General features: G+C 42.7%; 16 protein-coding genes. 9 read left to right on the top strand and 7 right to left on the bottom strand.

Translation table 11 applies throughout. The annotated features are described in order from the left end of the window. The 3 genes from BAA9072_RS11255 to BAA9072_RS11265 all read left to right on the top strand — a co-directional run. On the top strand, nt 1-98 hold a 98-nt coding region (locus BAA9072_RS11255), incomplete at its 5' end, for an IS3 family transposase (RefSeq protein ID WP_201714309.1). A 204-nt stretch (nt 99-302) separates the two neighbouring features. Next, entirely contained in the window at nt 303-1,991 is a 1,689-nt protein-coding gene (locus tag BAA9072_RS11260) for an ABC transporter ATP-binding protein (protein WP_201714939.1), read from the top strand. Next, nucleotides 1,984-3,765: an ABC transporter ATP-binding protein gene (locus BAA9072_RS11265; protein ID WP_201714783.1), complete on the top strand. Its 1,782-nt coding sequence runs from the start codon at nt 1,984-1,986 to the stop codon at nt 3,763-3,765. Before BAA9072_RS11260 ends, BAA9072_RS11265 begins: the two co-directional genes overlap by 8 nt. 570 nt (nt 3,766-4,335) lie before the next feature. Here the strand turns inward: BAA9072_RS11265 and BAA9072_RS11270 are convergent. Beyond that, nucleotides 4,336-4,758 carry a pyridoxamine 5'-phosphate oxidase family protein gene (locus tag BAA9072_RS11270; RefSeq protein ID WP_201714784.1) on the bottom strand — a complete coding sequence of 141 codons (423 nt, stop codon included), beginning with the start codon at nt 4,756-4,758 and terminating at the stop codon, nt 4,336-4,338. Nucleotides 4,759-4,879: 121 nt separating this feature from the next. Between BAA9072_RS11270 and BAA9072_RS11275 the strand changes: the two genes are divergently transcribed. Continuing rightward, nucleotides 4,880-5,548 carry a uracil-DNA glycosylase gene (locus BAA9072_RS11275; RefSeq protein ID WP_408015232.1) on the top strand — a complete coding sequence of 223 codons (669 nt, stop codon included), beginning with the start codon at nt 4,880-4,882 and terminating at the stop codon, nt 5,546-5,548. Nucleotides 5,549-5,915: 367 nt separating this feature from the next. Here the strand turns inward: BAA9072_RS11275 and BAA9072_RS11280 are convergent, their stop codons facing one another. Further along, nucleotides 5,916-6,164, bottom strand: coding sequence for an alpha/beta-type small acid-soluble spore protein (locus BAA9072_RS11280; protein WP_201714785.1), 249 nt, complete (start codon nt 6,162-6,164; stop codon nt 5,916-5,918). Between the two features lie 180 nt (nt 6,165-6,344). Between BAA9072_RS11280 and BAA9072_RS11285 the strand changes: the two genes are divergently transcribed. Next, complete coding sequence (locus BAA9072_RS11285) at nt 6,345-7,802, top strand: alanine/glycine:cation symporter family protein (protein ID WP_201714786.1); 1,458 nt, start codon at nt 6,345-6,347, stop codon at nt 7,800-7,802. A 59-nt stretch (nt 7,803-7,861) separates the two neighbouring features. Here BAA9072_RS11285 and BAA9072_RS11290 read toward each other — a convergent pair whose 3' ends face one another. Next, entirely contained in the window at nt 7,862-8,347 is a 486-nt protein-coding gene (locus BAA9072_RS11290) for a hypothetical protein (protein WP_230980834.1), read from the bottom strand. Between the two features lie 190 nt (nt 8,348-8,537). On the opposite strand from BAA9072_RS11290, the gene BAA9072_RS11295 reads away from it, so the two are divergent. Beyond that, a complete protein-coding gene (locus BAA9072_RS11295; protein WP_330999286.1) occupies nt 8,538-9,701 on the top strand; it encodes an acyl-CoA dehydrogenase family protein in 1,164 nt (387 codons plus the stop codon). A gap of 60 nt (nt 9,702-9,761) precedes the next feature. Here the strand turns inward: BAA9072_RS11295 and BAA9072_RS11300 are convergent, their stop codons facing one another. The 3 genes from BAA9072_RS11300 to BAA9072_RS11310 form a co-directional block, all read right to left on the bottom strand. Beyond that, entirely contained in the window at nt 9,762-10,835 is a 1,074-nt protein-coding gene (locus BAA9072_RS11300) for an aromatic acid exporter family protein (protein ID WP_201714788.1), read from the bottom strand. 115 nt (nt 10,836-10,950) lie between these two features. Continuing rightward, nucleotides 10,951-11,277 (bottom strand): cyclic-phosphate processing receiver domain-containing protein, encoded by a 327-nt coding sequence (locus BAA9072_RS11305; protein ID WP_201714789.1) that lies wholly within the window; start codon nt 11,275-11,277, stop codon nt 10,951-10,953. Between the two features lie 277 nt (nt 11,278-11,554). After that, on the bottom strand, nt 11,555-12,496 hold the full coding sequence (locus tag BAA9072_RS11310; protein WP_201714790.1) for a glycerophosphodiester phosphodiesterase: 942 nt from the start codon (nt 12,494-12,496) through the stop codon (nt 11,555-11,557). 226 nt (nt 12,497-12,722) lie between these two features. Here BAA9072_RS11310 and BAA9072_RS11315 point away from each other — a divergent pair, with 226 nt between their 5' ends. Further along, nucleotides 12,723-13,772: an ATP synthase beta subunit C-terminal domain-containing protein gene (locus BAA9072_RS11315; RefSeq protein WP_201714791.1), complete on the top strand. Its 1,050-nt coding sequence runs from the start codon at nt 12,723-12,725 to the stop codon at nt 13,770-13,772. Nucleotides 13,773-13,922: 150 nt separating this feature from the next. After that, nucleotides 13,923-15,233: an ATP-binding protein gene (locus tag BAA9072_RS11320; protein ID WP_201714792.1), complete on the top strand. Its 1,311-nt coding sequence runs from the start codon at nt 13,923-13,925 to the stop codon at nt 15,231-15,233. 42 nt (nt 15,234-15,275) lie between these two features. Here BAA9072_RS11320 and BAA9072_RS11325 read toward each other — a convergent pair whose 3' ends face one another. Beyond that, on the bottom strand, nt 15,276-15,875 hold the full coding sequence (locus BAA9072_RS11325; RefSeq protein WP_201714793.1) for a YczE/YyaS/YitT family protein: 600 nt from the start codon (nt 15,873-15,875) through the stop codon (nt 15,276-15,278). Between the two features lie 100 nt (nt 15,876-15,975). On the opposite strand from BAA9072_RS11325, the gene BAA9072_RS11330 reads away from it, so the two are divergent. Then, entirely contained in the window at nt 15,976-18,246 is a 2,271-nt protein-coding gene (locus tag BAA9072_RS11330) for a helicase C-terminal domain-containing protein (protein ID WP_201714794.1), read from the top strand. The last annotated feature ends 10 nt before the right edge of the window (nt 18,247-18,256 follow it).

An 18,256-nucleotide genomic window follows, 5' to 3' on the forward strand; every position in this document is an offset into this window, starting at 1 on the left:
AATATATCCACTGGTACAATCATGAACGTTCAAAAGAAAAATTGGATGGACTAAGTCCAGTCGAATACCGAACTCAGTCCATCCAATCAGCTGCATAACAAAACTCTAACTTTTGGGGTTAGCCACCGAAACGTCGTGGTCTCTTTTTTGGTAACATGGTATCCGGAGGGCAGGGCCGGTACTTACGACTACCACCCAGAATAAAAAAACGATATGATGATACATATAAATAATGGAAGAGATTTGTTTAGAGGGGTGTTCGCTTGAAGGTCACACGTTTCTTAAAGCCATATCGTGCCGCCATGGCAATTGCCTGGAGTTTAATGCTGGTAGAGCTTGCTGTAGAACTATTGAATCCGTTGTTCATGGCACGGATCATCGATGAAGGAATCCTTAATAAGGACTTGGATATCGTATTGAAATGGGGATTCGTCATGGTGGGTATGTCCCTCATTGCCTTTTTATCAGGTGTGACGAATTCATTTTTCGCTGCTCATACGAGTCAGGGGTTTGGCTATGATGTGCGGGAGAGTTTGTATAAGAAGGTCCAGTCGTTTTCTTTTGCAAGTTTTAGTAAGCTTCCCGCATCTTCTCTCATCACACGGATGACAAATGATGTAAGGCAGCTGCAAAATACGATCTTCATGAGTCTTCGGATCATGCTCAGGGCGCCATTGCTTGTAGTGGGATCGACCATCATGGCACTGATCGTCGATGCCCGGCTTGCCCTTGTATTAGTCATCGTGATTCCAGTATTATGGTTGTTTTTGTTATGGGTTCTGAAACGGGGATGGAGCCTGTTTGAAAGAGTTCAGTCAAGGCTTGATAGAGTAAATGAAGTTATGAAGGAAAACCTCTCGGGTATGAGATTGATTAAAGCTTATACGCGAAGTGAATTTGAAGAAGGTCGTTTTCATAGTGCGAATGAAGATTTGAAGGATCGAACGGCCAAAGCCCTTCGTTTCATGGAAATCATTATGCCTCTGCTGATGCTTGTGATGAACATGGCCCTCCTCTCCGTTTTATGGTTCGGTAGTATAGATGTTGCCGCAGGAGGAGCGAAGGTTGGGGAAGTGGTGGCAATCGTCACATATGTAACAAGAATCTCTTCTGTTTTTTCCATTTTCTCATTTATCATCACTAGTTTTTCAAGAGCAAGGGCTTCGGCAGAGAGGGTAGAGGAAGTATTCGCTGCGGAGATCGATTTGAAGGATGGTGAGGAAGTAGATCAGAACAACAAAGTGACGGAAGGAGAGATTGTGTTTAAAGATGTTTCGTTTCAATATCCCTTCACCCGGAAACATGTGCTCCAAGAGATATCATTTAAAGTGGGGGCAGGCGAAACCGTTTCTATATTAGGGGCTACGGGATCCGGTAAAACCTCCCTGTTTCAGCTCATCCCCCGTCTTTACGATGCAACGGTGGGGACTGTTCAATTGGATGGACAACCCATCCGGTCCATTCCTTTGGAAGAAATAAGAAAGAATATAGGATACGTCCCACAAGAAGTTATCCTGTTTTCCGGATCTGTTTCTGAAAACCTTCTATGGGGGAAGGAAGATGCTACAAGGGAAGAAATGATCCAAGCGGCAATGGATGCCCAAATTCATGAAACGATCCTGAATCTTGCCAACGGATATGATACTGTCCTTGGTCAAAAAGGGGTCAATCTTTCAGGGGGACAGAAACAGAGGCTGTCGATTGCCAGGGCCCTTATCCGAAAACCGAAGATCCTTTTACTGGATGACAGTACGAGTGCATTGGATTTAACAACAGAGTCGAGACTCCTTCATGCATTGAACCAATATGAGTGTACAACCATGATCGTCACTCAAAAAGTCAGTACGGCGATGGAATCGGACCGTATTCTGCTTTTAGAAGATGGTGTATTGATCGGAGAGGGGACGCATCAGTCCTTGTTAGAAGATTCCGTCCTCTATCAGCGCATTTACCAGTCTCAATTCGGAGAGGGGGAAATCCATCATGTCTAGGCATGTTCGAAAAAAATTGGGGAAAAACGACAAGGCTGAAGATACAAAAGGGACATTGCGGCGACTGTGGAACTACCTTTCCAAAATGAAGGTGATTTTGTATCTTGTCATTTTAATGGTGTTCATTAGTTCGTCAGCTGCGCTTCTGGGACCGTTCCTGGTAGGGAAAGCGATTGATGAATATATCGTCACGAAGGAAGCAACAGGCTTGTTCCGGCTTGTTGTAGGCTTGATCGGAGTGTATATCCTGCATTCTCTTTCCGTATGGTTCCAGAATTATTGGATGATCGGCGTTGCCCAGGATACGGTCTACCGGTTACGGAAAGATCTCTTCCATCAATTGCATCAACTCTCCATCCCTTTCTTTGATAAACGGAAACATGGCGAGTTGATGAGCAGGGTGACCAATGATATTGATAATGTGAGTGCGACCTTGAATAGCTCGTTTATCCAGATCATATCCAGTATCCTTACTTTAGTAGGGACTGTCTCGATTATGCTTTGGCTCAGCCCGCTGCTGACCCTGATTACCCTGACCATTGTTCCTCTGATGTACCTTGGTATGAAGTGGATCACGAAACGGACAGGTCGATTATTTAAACAATACCAGCAGAATATCGGTGAGTTGAACGGGTATATTGAAGAGACGATCTCAGGCCACAGCATCATCAAGACCTTTTCCCGTGAAGAAACGGCGATCAATGATTTCGGTGAAAAAAATCAACGGCTGAGGACGGCTGCGTATTGGGCGGATACTTACTCGGGATTCATCCCGAAGCTTATGAATGTATTGAATAATCTCAGCTTTGCCGTCATTGCCGGAGTCGGAGGGATTTTCGCCCTTAACGGAATGATCACGATCGGAGTCATCGTCATCTTCGCTGAGTATGCCAGGCAGTTCACGCGTCCATTGAATGAGCTCGCCAATCAGTATAATACCCTGCTCTCAGCGATTGCCGGAGCCGAGCGTGTGTTTCAAATTTTAGACGAAGAGGAAGAAGCGAAGGATGAAGGAAATGCTGTAGAAATCAATTCCGTCGAAGGAAAGATTGAGTTTCAACAAGTTTCGTTCTCTTACGAAAAAGGAGAGCGGACGCTCGAGGATGTAACCTTTTCCATACGACCGGGTGAGACCGTTGCCCTGGTTGGACCGACAGGAGCGGGAAAAACGACAATCACCAATCTCCTGTCCCGTTTTTATGAGCTGAACGAAGGGAGTATAGAGATCGATGGCCGGGATATTCAGACCATTAAACGAAAAAGCTTACGTCAGCAGATGGGCTTCGTTCTCCAGGATAGTTTCCTGTTCCAGGGGACGATCTCAGACAATATCCGTTATGGCAGACTCGATGCAAGCGATGAAGAGGTAAGGGATGCGGCAAAGCTCGCCAACGCCCATACCTTTATCGAAAAGATGCCAGGGGGCTACGACACCATGTTGCGGGCTGATGGAAGCGGGATCAGTCAGGGACAGAAGCAACTATTGTCCATTGCGAGGGCGATCCTTTCCAATCCGTCCATTCTGATCCTTGACGAAGCGACGAGCAGTATCGACACAATTACAGAGCTGAAGATTCAAGAAGCCCTCAAACGATTGATGACGGGTCGAACGAGCGTAGTAGTCGCACACCGTCTTAACACCATCCGTCAGTCTGATCAAATCCTGGTCCTTGAACAAGGCAGGATCATTGAAAGGGGATCTCATGAAGAACTTCTTAAGCAGAAGGGATTTTACCATGCTTTGTATCATAGCCAGTTGAAGGAGAGCAGCTGATAGATCGGTATGAATATGCATGGGAATTTACAATTTTGAAATAAACAGGTGAAGAGAGCGGAGAAATTCATTCAGGAACATAAAAAAACACCTCAAAAGTCGATTCTTTTGAGGTGTTTTTCCTTATAAAGGGGCTAATCATCCCGTTAGCGATCCCTTTGGTATTGCCCTTAATCGGATAAAGGCAATTCTGTAACTTGCAACATCACAAGTAATATATTTATATCTTGAACGTTGTTTGCAGATAATAAACAGCCGCGGGCAATTCCTTGAGTCGTTTGATATACCTAAACGACGTAAGCCCTACCTCTCTTACATCCTAACGGCTCCGAAGCCGATCCAGTGTGAATAAGTTGTTAAATCAAAACAGAATAGAATTACGAATTATCTTCTCTATCGTTTCAAATTATTATGTTACAAGATTACAATAACTAAATATATCATCTCGAGTATGTTATGTCAAGTTTTTTTAAGAAATGAAATTATATTGACTGGAGTGACCAGTGGTTGAGTTCCGCTTTCCGCTCCAATCAACATAGTTATTGCATGGCGAAACATTTAGGCAAACCTTTATAATTCAAGGGACTGCGGCGAGTCTTCTTCATCATTCATCAAGCGGATGGCAGTAGGCTGGATCTTCAGGATGATGTAATTCGGGTCGTCCGGACCTTCAAACCATCTCTTCATATGGTCGTTCCATAATTTTTCTTTGTAGTGGGGAGAGTCTTCAATGGATGCGCGTCCTTCGATTTCTACGAAGGTATCCCCGTAGCCTTCCCCTTCATAGCCAAGGAGGATATGGACATTCGGGTTATCTTCTATTTCATCGGTTTTATGCGTTTCATTGCTCGTAGGGGTATATAAAATCAGGTCGTCATGTGAGAACGTCATATAGCGGGAATGAGGCTTATTATTTTTCACAGTCGCCAGGGTGCCCACTTTACTATCGTCAAGCACCTTTAGAATTTGTTGTTTCAGTTCAGCTTGTGACACACAATTCATCTCCTTTATTGAATCATTTACCCATACTATTCCTTTTCTTATGATGAAATAAACATGGGGATGTGTAGATCATAAGCTCATCGGGAATAACGAAAATAACAAGAAATGAGGAATGATGCCTGTGATACCGGAAACACTGGTCGATCTTTGCAAGAAGAGGATGCAACCCTATGCATGTGAAGGGTTTGTGTATGGGAGGGGACCGATGTGTCCTGCCATCATGATCGTGGGGGAGGCGCCGGGAGAAACCGAAATTCATAATGGAATGCCGTTCAGCGGTCATGCAGGGAAGGTCCTCGATCAGTTCTTTCATTACGTAGGTGTAGAGAGAGAGGATATTTATTTTACCTCTACTGTCAGAAGCAGACCTTACAAAATCGTACAAAAGAAATCCAGGGACGATGAACTGATCGAAAAGAAATATAACAGGGCACCGACTCTTAAAGAACAGTTTGCCCATGCACCGATATTGGATTATGAACTTGAGCATGTGAAGCCGAAACAGCTTGTCACGTTGGGGAATATAGGATTACAAAGATTGTTGGGGAGGAACTATACGATTTCGGAAGTACATGGCAGGTTGATCCATTCCAAGGTCAGGAAGTTGAAGGATCTTGATTCAAATGAATGGACATGGAGTGAACACACCTACTCCATTTTCCCAACCTATCATCCAGCGTCGATTTTCTATAATCGTTCGCTTGAAAAAGATATCTATAAAGATCTTGACCATTTGAAAAAAATACTTAAACACAGCGAAAAGAGGCTGGGACATAACTAAATCGATACATTCTAAAGCCGAACCATGCATATAAAATAGTCTTTTGAATTAATGGTTACACCGCCGCCCGATTCCGTGCAAGACTACCCTTTCCTCAGGTAGCCCGTGAGTCTCCTCCTGCCCTCGAGTTGTTCAGCTACAGGGCTTAGTGGGCTCGAGGTCATAAGTCAAGCCTATCTGCCATTCCGGTAGTCTCGTCTTATGCTTGTCGCCCCTGGTCAAAGTCCTTTCCTTTTTTACTTTCCCTCAGGAGTCTTCCTCTTGCGAACCAATCAACAACAATGTGCTTTATTAAAAATCCGAACGACTTCGATTTTCATAAAAGAATTTCGAGTGATCGTTCGGATTTTTCTTTAACTTTTAGTGATCATTTTTTTGATAGATTAGCCTGTGCCATTTTTACAAGCTCTTTCACCATGTTCCCGCCAATGGCTCCTCCGACTTTCCCTGCTTGTTCAGACGTTAATTTGCCATTGTACCCCTTTTGAAGAGGAATGCCTTGTTCTTTTGCGATTTCATATTTGGCTTCGTTTGGATCTCGGGTACCGGATACTTTCGCTTTCAGCTGATCCATTGCAACACGTGACTCAGGTACAAGAATTTTTCTTTTTGCCATTTTATCACCTCTTTTTTTAGGTTGCCCTAAATTTTTTTTATGACTATAAAGACTTGTCATATAAGGGTTTTTCTACGATTATAAAAAATTCGTCATAAAAAAAGATTGTCTATATTGTGTCGGATAAAATATAATTCTTAATAGTTAGAAAATTTTTATAAAGAAAAAGGGGGAAATGCCGTGGAAGAATTCGTTGGCAAGTTGGTAGGAATACTCTGGTCTCCTGTCATGATTTACTTTTGTTTGGGAGTAGGCTTATTATTTTCTATTTTAACGAAGTTTTTGCAGGTCCGTTTGATTAAGGATATGGTGGTTCAAATGTTTAAGGGTGGAAGCTCCAGTGCAGGGGTTTCGTCCTTCCAGGCTTTGGCTCTTTCATTATCCGGACGTGTCGGAACAGGGAACATCGCCGGTACGGCTACGGCAATTGCATTCGGTGGTCCGGGAGCTGTCTTCTGGATGTGGACGATTGCTTTTATCGGTGCCAGCAGTGCCTTTATTGAATCAACGCTTGCTCAGATCTATAAAGTAAAGCAGGACGGGGAATACCGAGGTGGACCTGCTTATTACATTGAAAAAGGAATCGGCTGGAAGTGGTACGCCGTATTATTTTCATTTGCAACTTTGCTTGCAATGAGTATCTTAATGCCGGGGATTCAGTCAAACTCCATTGCATTAGGACTTGAAAATGCATTTGGTCTTAACACTACGGTAACGGGATTAGGTCTTGTCGTGTTAATTGGGGTTATCATTTTTGGTGGAGTGAAGCGGATCGCGGGAGTAGCTTCTTATGTGGTACCATTCATGGCAATTGCTTATATTCTTCTTTCGCTCATTATTGTAGGAATGAATATTGCTGAAATCCCGGCTGTTTTTGCTCTTATTTTCAAAAGTGCATTCGGAGCCGATTCAATATTCGGTGGGATTATCGGTATGGCCGTATCATGGGGAGTGAAACGCGGAATCTATTCAAATGAAGCAGGTCAAGGGACCGGACCCCATGCGGCAGCGGCTGCAGAGGTATCCCATCCTGCTAAACAAGGATTGGTTCAAGCTTTCTCAGTGTATATCGATACTCTACTTGTTTGTACGGCAACGGCATTCATGATCTTGTTCACGGGATCCTTCAATACAGAAGGGCCTGATGGAACGATGCTTGCGAACAATTTAGATGGGATCGAAGCGGGACCCGGGTATACACAGGCGGCCATTGAGTCAGTCATCCCGGGGTTTGGAGCCTCTTTCGTTGCAATTGCCTTATTCTTCTTTGCTTTTACAACGATCATGGCTTATTACTATATGGCAGAAACGAATGTTGCTTACTTATTGAGAGGTAAGAACTCCAAGGTGGCCATGGGGGTCTTGAAGGTGGTTCTTCTTGGTGCCACATTCTATGGAGCAGTAAGAGAAGCAGCCCTTGCGTGGGCATTAGGCGACATTGGCCTTGGGCTTATGGTATGGCTGAACTTGATCGCGATACTCATCCTGGCCAAACCAGCTCTTAAAACATTGAAAGATTATGAGGAACAGAAGAAGCAAGGTCTTGATCCAGTCTTCAATTCTAAAAAACTCGGCATCAAAAATGCAGAGTTCTGGGAGCAGGAGTATAAGGTTGAAGATAAAGAAAATGCATCTTAATTTATAGAAAGAAACCTGTTGCCTAGGTGGCAGCAGGTTTCTTTGTTTTACTATTCATTTTATGAAAGGGAGCCATTGCTTTTAGAATAAAGCCAATCCCCGATATATTTCTGAAAAGCATACATAAGTAATGATTTTATGAAAAACAGAGCGGATAGCTGGTATTGCTTTAGATGAGTCAACTTCCATACACCGAACTTCTTGAAAAGGGAGTAAAAAGGGTATGTAAAGAATGAATCAACCAGAATATTGACGAATACATAAAGATATATGTTTTTGTAAGAGTATTTCAGAATCCATACTGAGCCTGTCAGGAAAACTCCGATGACAAAGGGCATTATACCATTCACATTTGGGAAAAGCCTTGTTTTGATGGTCCACCATTTTATTTTCTCCGCCAGCACATTTTCAGAATACACAAGGAGTGACATGAACATTGAAGCGGGTAAATATCTTTTTAACGTCTCTTTTCCTGCCAATAAGAGAAATGCCCAAGAAATGAGCATCAATATCAATATGTAACGTTTATTTCTTTTTTGACTCAAGATGATTCCCCCCTTACTGATGATGATTGATCTTACCTATAGAGTGGTTAATGGGAAAAATAATTATACGGATAAAGGTAAAATGTAATCCGATAAGATTAGTAAACAATATCTTTGAGTCCAACAATGAAGTTGATTATGATAAAGGGAGAAGAGAAACGTCATTCAATCAATGGGAGGTGCTGTATCATTGGATTTATATAAACCATTTATACAAAATGAACGCCAAAAGAAGCTGGTTGATTTAGCAGGAGAGCTGGCTGATGCATTTTCTAAACGGGGGGAAGTTTACGACAGGGAGGATAGGTTCCCTTATGAAAATTTCAACGACCTTAAAAAGAGTGGATATGGAAAACTATCTCTGCCGAAAGAATATGGGGGAGAAGAGATCACCCTGTATGAGCTTGTGATGATTCAGGAGAGGCTTGCTACAGGGGATGCCGCTACGGCATTATCCATCGGCTGGCATTTGGGTGGATTGATGGAGGTTACGGAAACCCGGACATGGGATGAAGGAATCTTCAAGGAACTTTGTGAAGAGATCGTAACAAACAATGCGCTCATTAACCGTGCGGCAACAGAACCGGCAACGGGTAGTCCCACCCGTGGGGGACTGCCTCAAACCAAGGCGGTGAAAACAGAGGACGGATGGATGGTAACCGGCAGGAAATCCTTTACTTCCATGGCGCGAGTCCTGGACTATTCCTTAGTATCGGCCGTGATCGGTGACACTGAGGAGAAAGGCTTCTTCCTCGTGAATCATAGTATGGAAGGGGTAAGCGTCGAGGAGACTTGGGATACGATTTCTATGAAGGGAACGGGAAGTGATGACCTCGTCCTTACAAATGTCCGGTTACCGGCTTCTTCCCTTGTAGAGAGGGACAGCACCACATCTATCGGGAATGTCCTTCCTAAGGCATGGCTGCTTCATATACCCGCCTGCTATATAGGTGCGGCGGTTGCGGCACGTAACTATGCCATCCAGTTTGCGAAAGACTATTCCCCGAACAGTCTGCCTGGTCCGATTAAGGATGTTCCTGAAGTCCAACGGAAAATCGGTGAAATTGAATTAGAGCTGTTTAAGGCAAGACAGATTCTATATTCAGTAGCGGATAAGTGGGTAAGGGAGCCGGCAAAACGGGCAGACATGGCTTCTGAGCTTGCTTCTGTCAAGCATGTGGTCACGAACAGTGTTTTTCATATCGTAGACACAGCCATGAGAATTGTAGGGTCACAGAGCCTTTTCCGTTCAAATCCAATGCAACGGTATTACCGTGATGTGAGAGCGGGTCTCCATAATCCCCCTATGGATGATATGGTCATTGGGATGTTAGCGAATAATGCATTAAAATAAACGCTGAAAAACAAAGAGGGTATAGACAAAGAAGTCCATACCCTTTTAGTGTTTTGGGGATCATTCAGGATGCAATGTTTTTTCCAGTACATTCTGATGCTGAGCTTCCAGGGTGTGAATTTCACTCAGTTCTTCAATGAGGTCGTGAATGGATAATAATTCATATAGCATGACGGTTTCACAAGAGAAGTGATGCTTCATGGATTGGAACGGTTTCATATGGTGCCCTTCATGATCTTCCCAGAATTCTTCCAGCAGATTCTTCATTAGGGTGAAATGCTGTTCCGGTATATGAAACGAGGGGTGGTGCATAATCCCTTTTAAGCTTAGTGTTGCATCCATGATTCGTTCTTTTTCGTCTTCATTGAAAGCAGATTGAACCGGAAGATAGATCAGGTTTCCGATATGGAAAAGGATTTGTCTTAAAAGGTTAAGTTTTTTATATTCATAATTAAAACAACGCAATTCCTGACGGTTTGAGCGATGAAGCTTCCATTCTTCTTTCTGGTAATCGCAAAGGGTATCCGTTGTTTCAATTTCTCTTAAAATATCATTGAATATCAGTTTCGTCTCCCTGTGCAAGGAGTGGTTCTGAAGGACCTCAGAGCCCCTTTTCTCTAACAAGTTGCCCGTTTTGAAATAGAGGTTATGGATGTTGGTTGAAATCGTGCTGGCATATTTAGGCGGGAGAATCCACAGGTTTACTAAAGTCGATACAATCAGGCCAATTGTAGTCGTTCCAAGACGAATGAAAAATGTCGCTACATAATGATCATGTATCGTTGGGATCATGGCGATTCCCGTTAATGTAGCCACCAAAATCCCTGCACCGAGATGAAGCTTATGGCAGGTTATAATCGTCAGGAGTGCGACCAGTGCATAGGTAACGGCGTGGTCTCCTAATGTGTGAGTGATGATCACGGCAAATAGGGCCCCTATAGCAGAAGCAGGAAAACGAATAAATGCTTTTTTGATCGAATTGGCTGCAGTTGGTTCAATCGTGACGATGGCGGTAATAACAGCAAACGTCGCCGGCCAGTTCATCACCTCACAAATAAAGGCTGTTAGAAAAACGGCAATGCCTGTTTTAGCAATCCTTCCCCCGACAAATTGAAATTTTTTCAGAAAACCCATGATTTACCCCTCTTTAACAAAAGACTGTGTACCCATTATAAAGTAAGAAAAAACCAAATTAAATAAATTGACAAAAAAAGAACTGTTCAGGGAACAGTTCTTTATATAAGTTAACTCATCTTAGAGGTAAAGGCCGCAAAAGAATGGTGATTGACTGAGGCATCTTCCGATCGTTCTGTGCCTCTTTTAAATACTTGAACATCTTTTTTCCAGCAACAGAGTTTGCGGAATGAATCGTGATTCTTTCTGCAAACAACTGCTTTTCCACCATGTAGTGGACGAGCATTAAGCCATTACGGGTCTTGCTCTCTAAGTCGTGATCCAGTGAGAGATGAGCGATAGAAAAATTTAAAAGCAGGTCAATACATTCATCAATATCCTTGGCGAGAATGTACCCTTGAGGACAGTGTCGATAATCGTCTAAAAACACATTTACTGTCATATTTATTCTTCTTTCGTCATTTGACTTAAATTAAGCGTAACAGAGATTGACAAATAGTTATATAGGTCAATAGTATCGGTATTACAACTATATTTGTAATTCATTTGTGGATTTTAGTGATTAATCAATACAAGTGTTGATTCATACACAAGATTCCTAGGGGAAGAAGTGAAGACCTCCCGCTGTAATCAGCCAGTACGCGCTAGTTTTATAGCAAATATATTTTAAGGAAACATCCTTGTGAAAAAAGTCATGGAAATTGTTGAAATAATTTAAATTATTTTCTCTCCAGTATGTCCAATAATAAATCAGGTCTATCTGTAATGATCCCGTCGGCACCGATGTTAATGAGTTTTTCCATGGTCTCTTGATCGTTAATGGTCCAATAATGGACATGGAGGCCGATGCGGTGGGCTCCAGAGAGCAGAATCGGCTGTGTCAGGTCAAGATTTCCCTCTTGAATTGGAAGCTGAAAGGCATCGACTTTTGATTGATAAAGGTTTCTTAGAAATAGTTTGTGGAGAATGACGAATTTTTTCGCTTCCTGTTTCCCCCCTTGAGTGGCAACCCGCCCTTTAGAGTATGTTTCAAATAAATTAATAATGTTTTGGTCGAACGAAGCAATGAGGACTTTTTCCTCCATATCGTATTCTTCTATAAGTTTCATTAATTTCTGTACGATTTCCTCTGTCCGTTCTTCTGGATTGTCGTCTTTTACTTCAATGTTGATTCTCATATTCGGAAACCGTTGAAACACTTCCTCCAAGGTTGGGACGTATATATGTTTCCCTCGAAAGGAGAATTCTCCCTTGAGGTCCTGAAAATAGTATGCCGCATCGAGTCGTTGGAGGTCTTTCAATGTGTAGTTTTCTACCAATCCCCGTCCATTCGTTGTCGCATCAACTGTAGGATCATGAATCGTGACCAAATGGCCGTCTTTGGTTATATGTATGTCCGTTTCGATTACGTCTGCCCCCAAATCAACGGCATTTTGGAACGCTTCAATGGTATTTCCAGGTGCAAGAAGCTTCCCCCCCTGGTGGGCGATGACAAGGGGACGCTCATTCCCTTTTGCCAAGAAAGGGGGTGGCATGACCTTTTCAACAGGCAGCCAATAAACAATGATGGAAAAGGAGACAAAGAAAGCGATCGTTATCAAGATGATAATGATGCGCTGTTTTTTCATAGATTCAGGCAGTTTGAGATTCGTATTTTTCATCCACTTTCATCCTTTTATTGAAAAGATTCTTATCTTTTATTATAGGTATGACCTTGTATATTTAGGACAATAAAATTGTAGGAATTTAGATTGATATATAAGACAAAGAGGGATAATTTGTTGCGTTTTTACTTTATGGAGTAAAAAAATTACGTTATAAACCAAAAAAATCTTGCTTTTAAAAGTAAAATATATTACTTTATAAAGTAAGGAGGGGATATTTATCATGAAAGATCATCTAAGGTTAAATGTGTCTTTGTTGCGTAAGCGTGTACCAAATCTGACAACTGCTGCTAAAACCGTGGGGTTGAGGCCGGCGACAGTATCCAATTTATGTACAGGGAAGATTTCAGTCGCCCGTGCAGAAGTGAAAACGATTGTGACGCTTGCAAACCTGGCGAATTGCACGCTGGATGAATTAATTATTCAAGGAGGGAAATTAAGTATGATTGAAACCGGGATTAAACCGCTTGATGTATTTGCGCCCATTGTTCACGGAGGAACCAACGGATTCGTTGCGAGATCTCAGGTTGGTCAATTTGTCGTTTTGGCTGAAATGACCCAAGGGTTGAAAGAGAAAGGTTACCATGCGATTTTATTAACTCCGGATAAAACCTATCCGGGTTTAAGTGATCTTGAAGAATTCGTGAATGCAAAATGCCATACGATCGAAGATGCCTTTGCAGAGGTTTCCCTGGTAGATGACAAGGGAAGCATTCTGTTGTATGTTGACCGTTCATATATCGTGTCAGGGGAGTTGTATGAATTAAGAGAGCGATTCGAAGCAGAGGATTATGCGGACATCACCACAATATTATTCGACCCAAGCGGGGAAGCTGTGGATGAAGATGACCCGTTCGGTCCACTTGATACCCTCTGTTATTTTGATATAGATTTGGCTACCCGGGGGATGTATCCGGCTATCCATCCAGTGCAGTCCACATCCGTTTTGCTGGAAGATGATGCGTTGGATTCCAGCCACACAACGACGCACAAGAGGGCAAAGAAAGTATTAAGACGATATAAAGAAATTCGCGTTCTGATGAACACAATCGGTAAGGATAAAATTCCGGAAGCAGATTTTGAGATTTTTCAAATAGGAGAGAGACTCGAAGCATACTTGAGCCAGCCATTCTTCGTAGCAGAGGAATTCACTAAGGTTAAAGGCCAAAGCGTACCGATACAGCAAACCATCGCAGACATTCAAAAAATACTTCAAGGCCACTACAACCATTTGGACCTCAAAGACCTCACCTACAAAGGACAACTGAATTAACCATTTTGTGAGGGACGGACCCCGGGCTGGAATGCCCGGGGTCCGTCCCTCTTCCATGACTTTTTTTCGTGATTTTATGGGGGGTGATAGAGGATTTATCAGAATTTTGTCGTATGTGTAAAGTAATACTTTTTTCTGGGAGATAGATCGATGCTGATCGAGAAACTTTTATTGCATGTACTGATTATATTGGCTCCTGTACTCATTCAAACCTCTCTCCTGGAGAACCATAGACTGGGGAAATCCCCTGTTTTCATTGGTGTATTACATGGGATTGCAGCGTTTATGTGTTTGATTTTCGCTTATGAAAGCTTTGGGTTGTATTGGGATTTCAGATATATTCCATTGGTTCTTTCCATGTTATATGGGGGGAGGAAGGCTGGAGTCATTGTCTTTGTTTTTATTTTGTCGGCACGTATCATCAATGGTGGTGATGCAATCGTCTTCGGGTTCATTAGTGCATTTTTAGCCGGGCTCCTGCCATTTTTGATTTCTAATCGTTTCTGGTCATTTCCTCCACGAAAACGAGTAACATTTGCTGTGTTACTGGGTTTTTGGCCGGCATTAGTCATGCTCGGAATTCTGCTTTCCTTTGCCTTCCTATCAGGTGTCCCTGTATCGGGCAACCAGGAGATGGGGATCTATATCATCATATTCGGTGGAATCCAAGTGCTGGGAGTGGGACTTGCTGCTCAACTGAATGAATGGATGATAGAAAAGAAGTTATTGCGTGAAGAAATTATGAAATCGGAAAAGCTCAATACTCTCGGTGAACTCGCGGCATCCATTGCTCATGAAGTTCGTAATCCCCTTACGGTTGTGAAAGGGTTTCTTCAGTTGATGAAAAAGCAGGTAACCGGTGATCACGATGAATACTTAAAGATTGTATTGAGTGAGTTGGGGAGGGCAGAGGAAATCATTAACGATTATCTTAATTTTGCCAAGCCGGAGTTTGAAAAGGTCGAGAAAATCAATGTCAAAGAAGTTCTCTCTGATGTCACTGTGCTCCTCAATGCCTACGCCCTGAAAGAAGGGGTTTATCTTGAAGCGGATTTAAATGAAGATGGGTATCTATTAACGGACCGTAATAAATTAAAACAAGCCTTTGTTAACATCATAAAGAACGCCATTGAGGCAACTCCTCCCCAAGGCAGCGTAACCGTAAAATTAGAAGTCACCCATACCCAGGTGATCATCACGGTCACGGATACAGGAAAGGGAATGACGAAAGAACAGATAGGGAGACTCGGAACGCTGTTTTTCACGACCAAGGACCAGGGCACCGGTCTAGGTACATCCGTGTCCATTCGTATTATCGGAGCCATGGGGGGGCATGTTCATTATACAAGCATTGTAAATAAAGGAACCGTTGCAACGATAAGTCTTCCGTTAAATAGTGACAGAGTAGCAAAATTCGATTCGAATCATGTAAACACGTATACGAATAATCAAAACGCTTAGGGGAAGGACTAAGTGTTTTTTTATTATAATCAATCAAATCTCTCAACTCCATTCCTCGTACATACGTTCCATGATAGGATAGAAGATATGAATGATAAAGCCTAACGTGCAGGCGACAATGACTGTACCGATGCCGACAGCCCCATGGAAGACCATGGCAAGGGTAATGGCAATCGCTTCATTTAATAAACGGGAATTGCGTAAATTCAATCCAAATCGTTGATGGATCGCCACCATAAAGGTATCCATGGGACTGGAAGGAAGCTTGGCTTGAAGATAAATAGAGATTCCGATGCCAAGGAGCAGGATCCCGATCAAAACAAAAGATAATTGCTGTCCGAATCCCATGGGCTCAACTGTCTTAAGGCCAGTAGAGATCCAGTAATCAACCATCATCCCGATCACAAAAATGGAGATGGCTGCTAACCATTGAACCGCTTCTTTTAATAAGAGTGCGTTTATAAGAATGAGAATACATCCATTCATGAAGATGCATGTCCCGATTGAAAGGTGAAGCAGGGTGGATTCCCCGACGGCAAGTGCATCCCAGGGCGCTGCCCCCAAATCCCCTTTGATAATAAGTGAAACACCTAACGATAGAACCAGTAATCCTACACAATAAAAGAAAAATCTTGCCTTCATCCCCCGAATCCTCCGTTCCAAACAGCTTGTCTAATATATATGTACATTTGAAATAAGTTAGAATCATCATTTTCGTATGTAAAGTGGAGGTGAAACGTCCATGAAGAAAAGCATGAAGGTATCCATCAGGGAACTGGTAGAGTTCGTATATAAGGAAGGAAGCATTGACCTGAAATTTCAGGCACGTTCCTCCATGATAATTGGTACAAGACTCCATCAGAAGCTCCAGAAAGAATATAAAGAAGGAGACGAGAAGGAAGTCTTTCTGAAAGGGGAGAAAGTAGCTGGGGATGTCATCTATCAACTGGAGGGCCGCTGTGATGGCATTCACTATGACGACGGAAAAGTGACCGTGGAGGAAATCAAGTCTACGGCAAGAAGTCTGGACTTGATTGAAAAAGGGAGTCCCGTCCACCGTGCTCAAGGTGAATGCTATGCATACTTATTGGCAAAAGAAAAGCAACTTTCCCGGGTTGGAGTTCAATTAACATACATAGAGGTTGAATCAGAGAAAACGAAGTCATTCAACTATACTTATTCCTTAGAAGAGCTTGAACAGATCGTGAACGAAATCCTGGTCGCTTATTCACCGTTTGCCAATGTGCTTTTGACAAATGTAGAAAACAAAATGAAAAGTATTAACGATCTGGAGTTTCCTTTTCCTTCCTATCGAAAAGGGCAGAGAAAACTCGCAGGGGCGGTATACAAAACCGTATCCGAAACCAAATCACTTTATGCCAATGCCCCAACGGGAACTGGTAAAACTATCTCCACTCTATTTCCAGCCATAAAAGCAATAAGAGAAGGGGATGCCAAATGGTTTTACGTGACGGCAAAAACGATCACCCGTACTGTGGCTGAAGAGGCTATGTTGCTGTTGGAACAGGAGGGGTTATCCCACAGGACCGTTACCATAACGGCGAGAGATAAAATCTGCTTTAAAGAGGAAGCCATATGTCAAAAAGAGTATTGTGAATTTGCAAACGGTTATTATGACCGCATTAATGGAGCATTGATCGATATTTTGACAAACGAAACCATCATCACTCGTCCCATCATCGAAACATACGCCGGAAATCACAAAGTTTGTCCTTTTGAGTTCTCAATCGACCTTTCCTACCTGGTGGACGGTGTGATCTGTGATTATAATTACATTTTTGATCCGAAGGTTTCCCTGAAAAGAATGAGCGATGTAAGTAAGAAAAAGACGACTCTACTCATTGATGAAGCCCATAATCTTGTAGACAGGGGAAGAGAAATGTTTTCAGCTTCTATAGAAAAGTCAGCATTCTTACAAATCAAAAAGCTATATCCTGAGCATGAAGCATTGAAGCAGGGGGTTGCTGCGGTTAATAAGCAATTCCTGCGGATTAAAAAAGAAGATGGTGCCCATGGCCGTGGTGAATTGGACGAACAATTCGTTGAATCGATTGTCAGTTTCATTGAAATAGCTGAAAAATGTTTGGGGGAAGAAGGCGGTGAGTGGTCAGAGGAATTCATGCAGTTGTATTTTGATGCCATCAGTTTTGTGAGAATATCGAATCTCTTTTCTGAGGAACATCGCTTTGTCATTCTTCGAAGCTCCAATGAATTAGAAGTGAAGCTTTATTGTATTGATCCATCGAAGCTTATTAAACAGGTCACACACCCGTATCAATCATCGGTATTTTTCTCTGCTACGCTGCATCCGTTTTCATACTATTATCAACAGCTTGGCGGGAGTGAAGAAGATTATCGATTCCTGATCCCTTCACCATTCAAGTATAACCAGTGGCAGATTGGCATCCACCCGATTTCGACCCGGATGAAGGATAGGGAACGGACCCTGCCCTTCATTACGAGTTCCATAGAAGAAACGTTCAATGGATACAAAGGCAATTATCTGGTCTTTTTTTCATCCTATGCTTATATGCAGGAAGCGTATGAAAGCTTGAATAAAGAGTCATTGCATGCGGTTATCATTATCCAGGCACCCAATATGAATGAGGGAGAGAGGGAAGAATTTCTCCAGCAGTTTCAAAGTGATAGAGGGCGACCTGTTATCGGTCTGGCAGTCCTGGGAGGGATATTCTCAGAGGGGATAGACCTGAAAGGAGAACGGTTAAAGGGTGTGATCGTGGTAGGGGTAGGGCTGCCCCAGCCTTCTGTGGAACGGGAAATCATCAAGGATTATTTTAATGCCATGGGGATGAACGGGTATGACTATGCATATGTATATCCCGGACTGAATAAAGTTTTCCAATCAGGGGGAAGACTCATTCGTTCGGAAGAAGACACGGGAGTACTGAAGTTGATCGATGATCGATACTTAACTTCTAAATACCGTTCCTTATTGCTTGAAGAATGGAAAGATTATCGTGTGATAACGTAAAAAAGACCGC

It is taken from the genome of Rossellomorea arthrocnemi, from assembly GCF_904424705.1.
In the GTDB taxonomy this organism is placed as follows: Bacteria; Bacillota; Bacilli; order Bacillales; family Bacillaceae_B; genus Rossellomorea; species Rossellomorea arthrocnemi.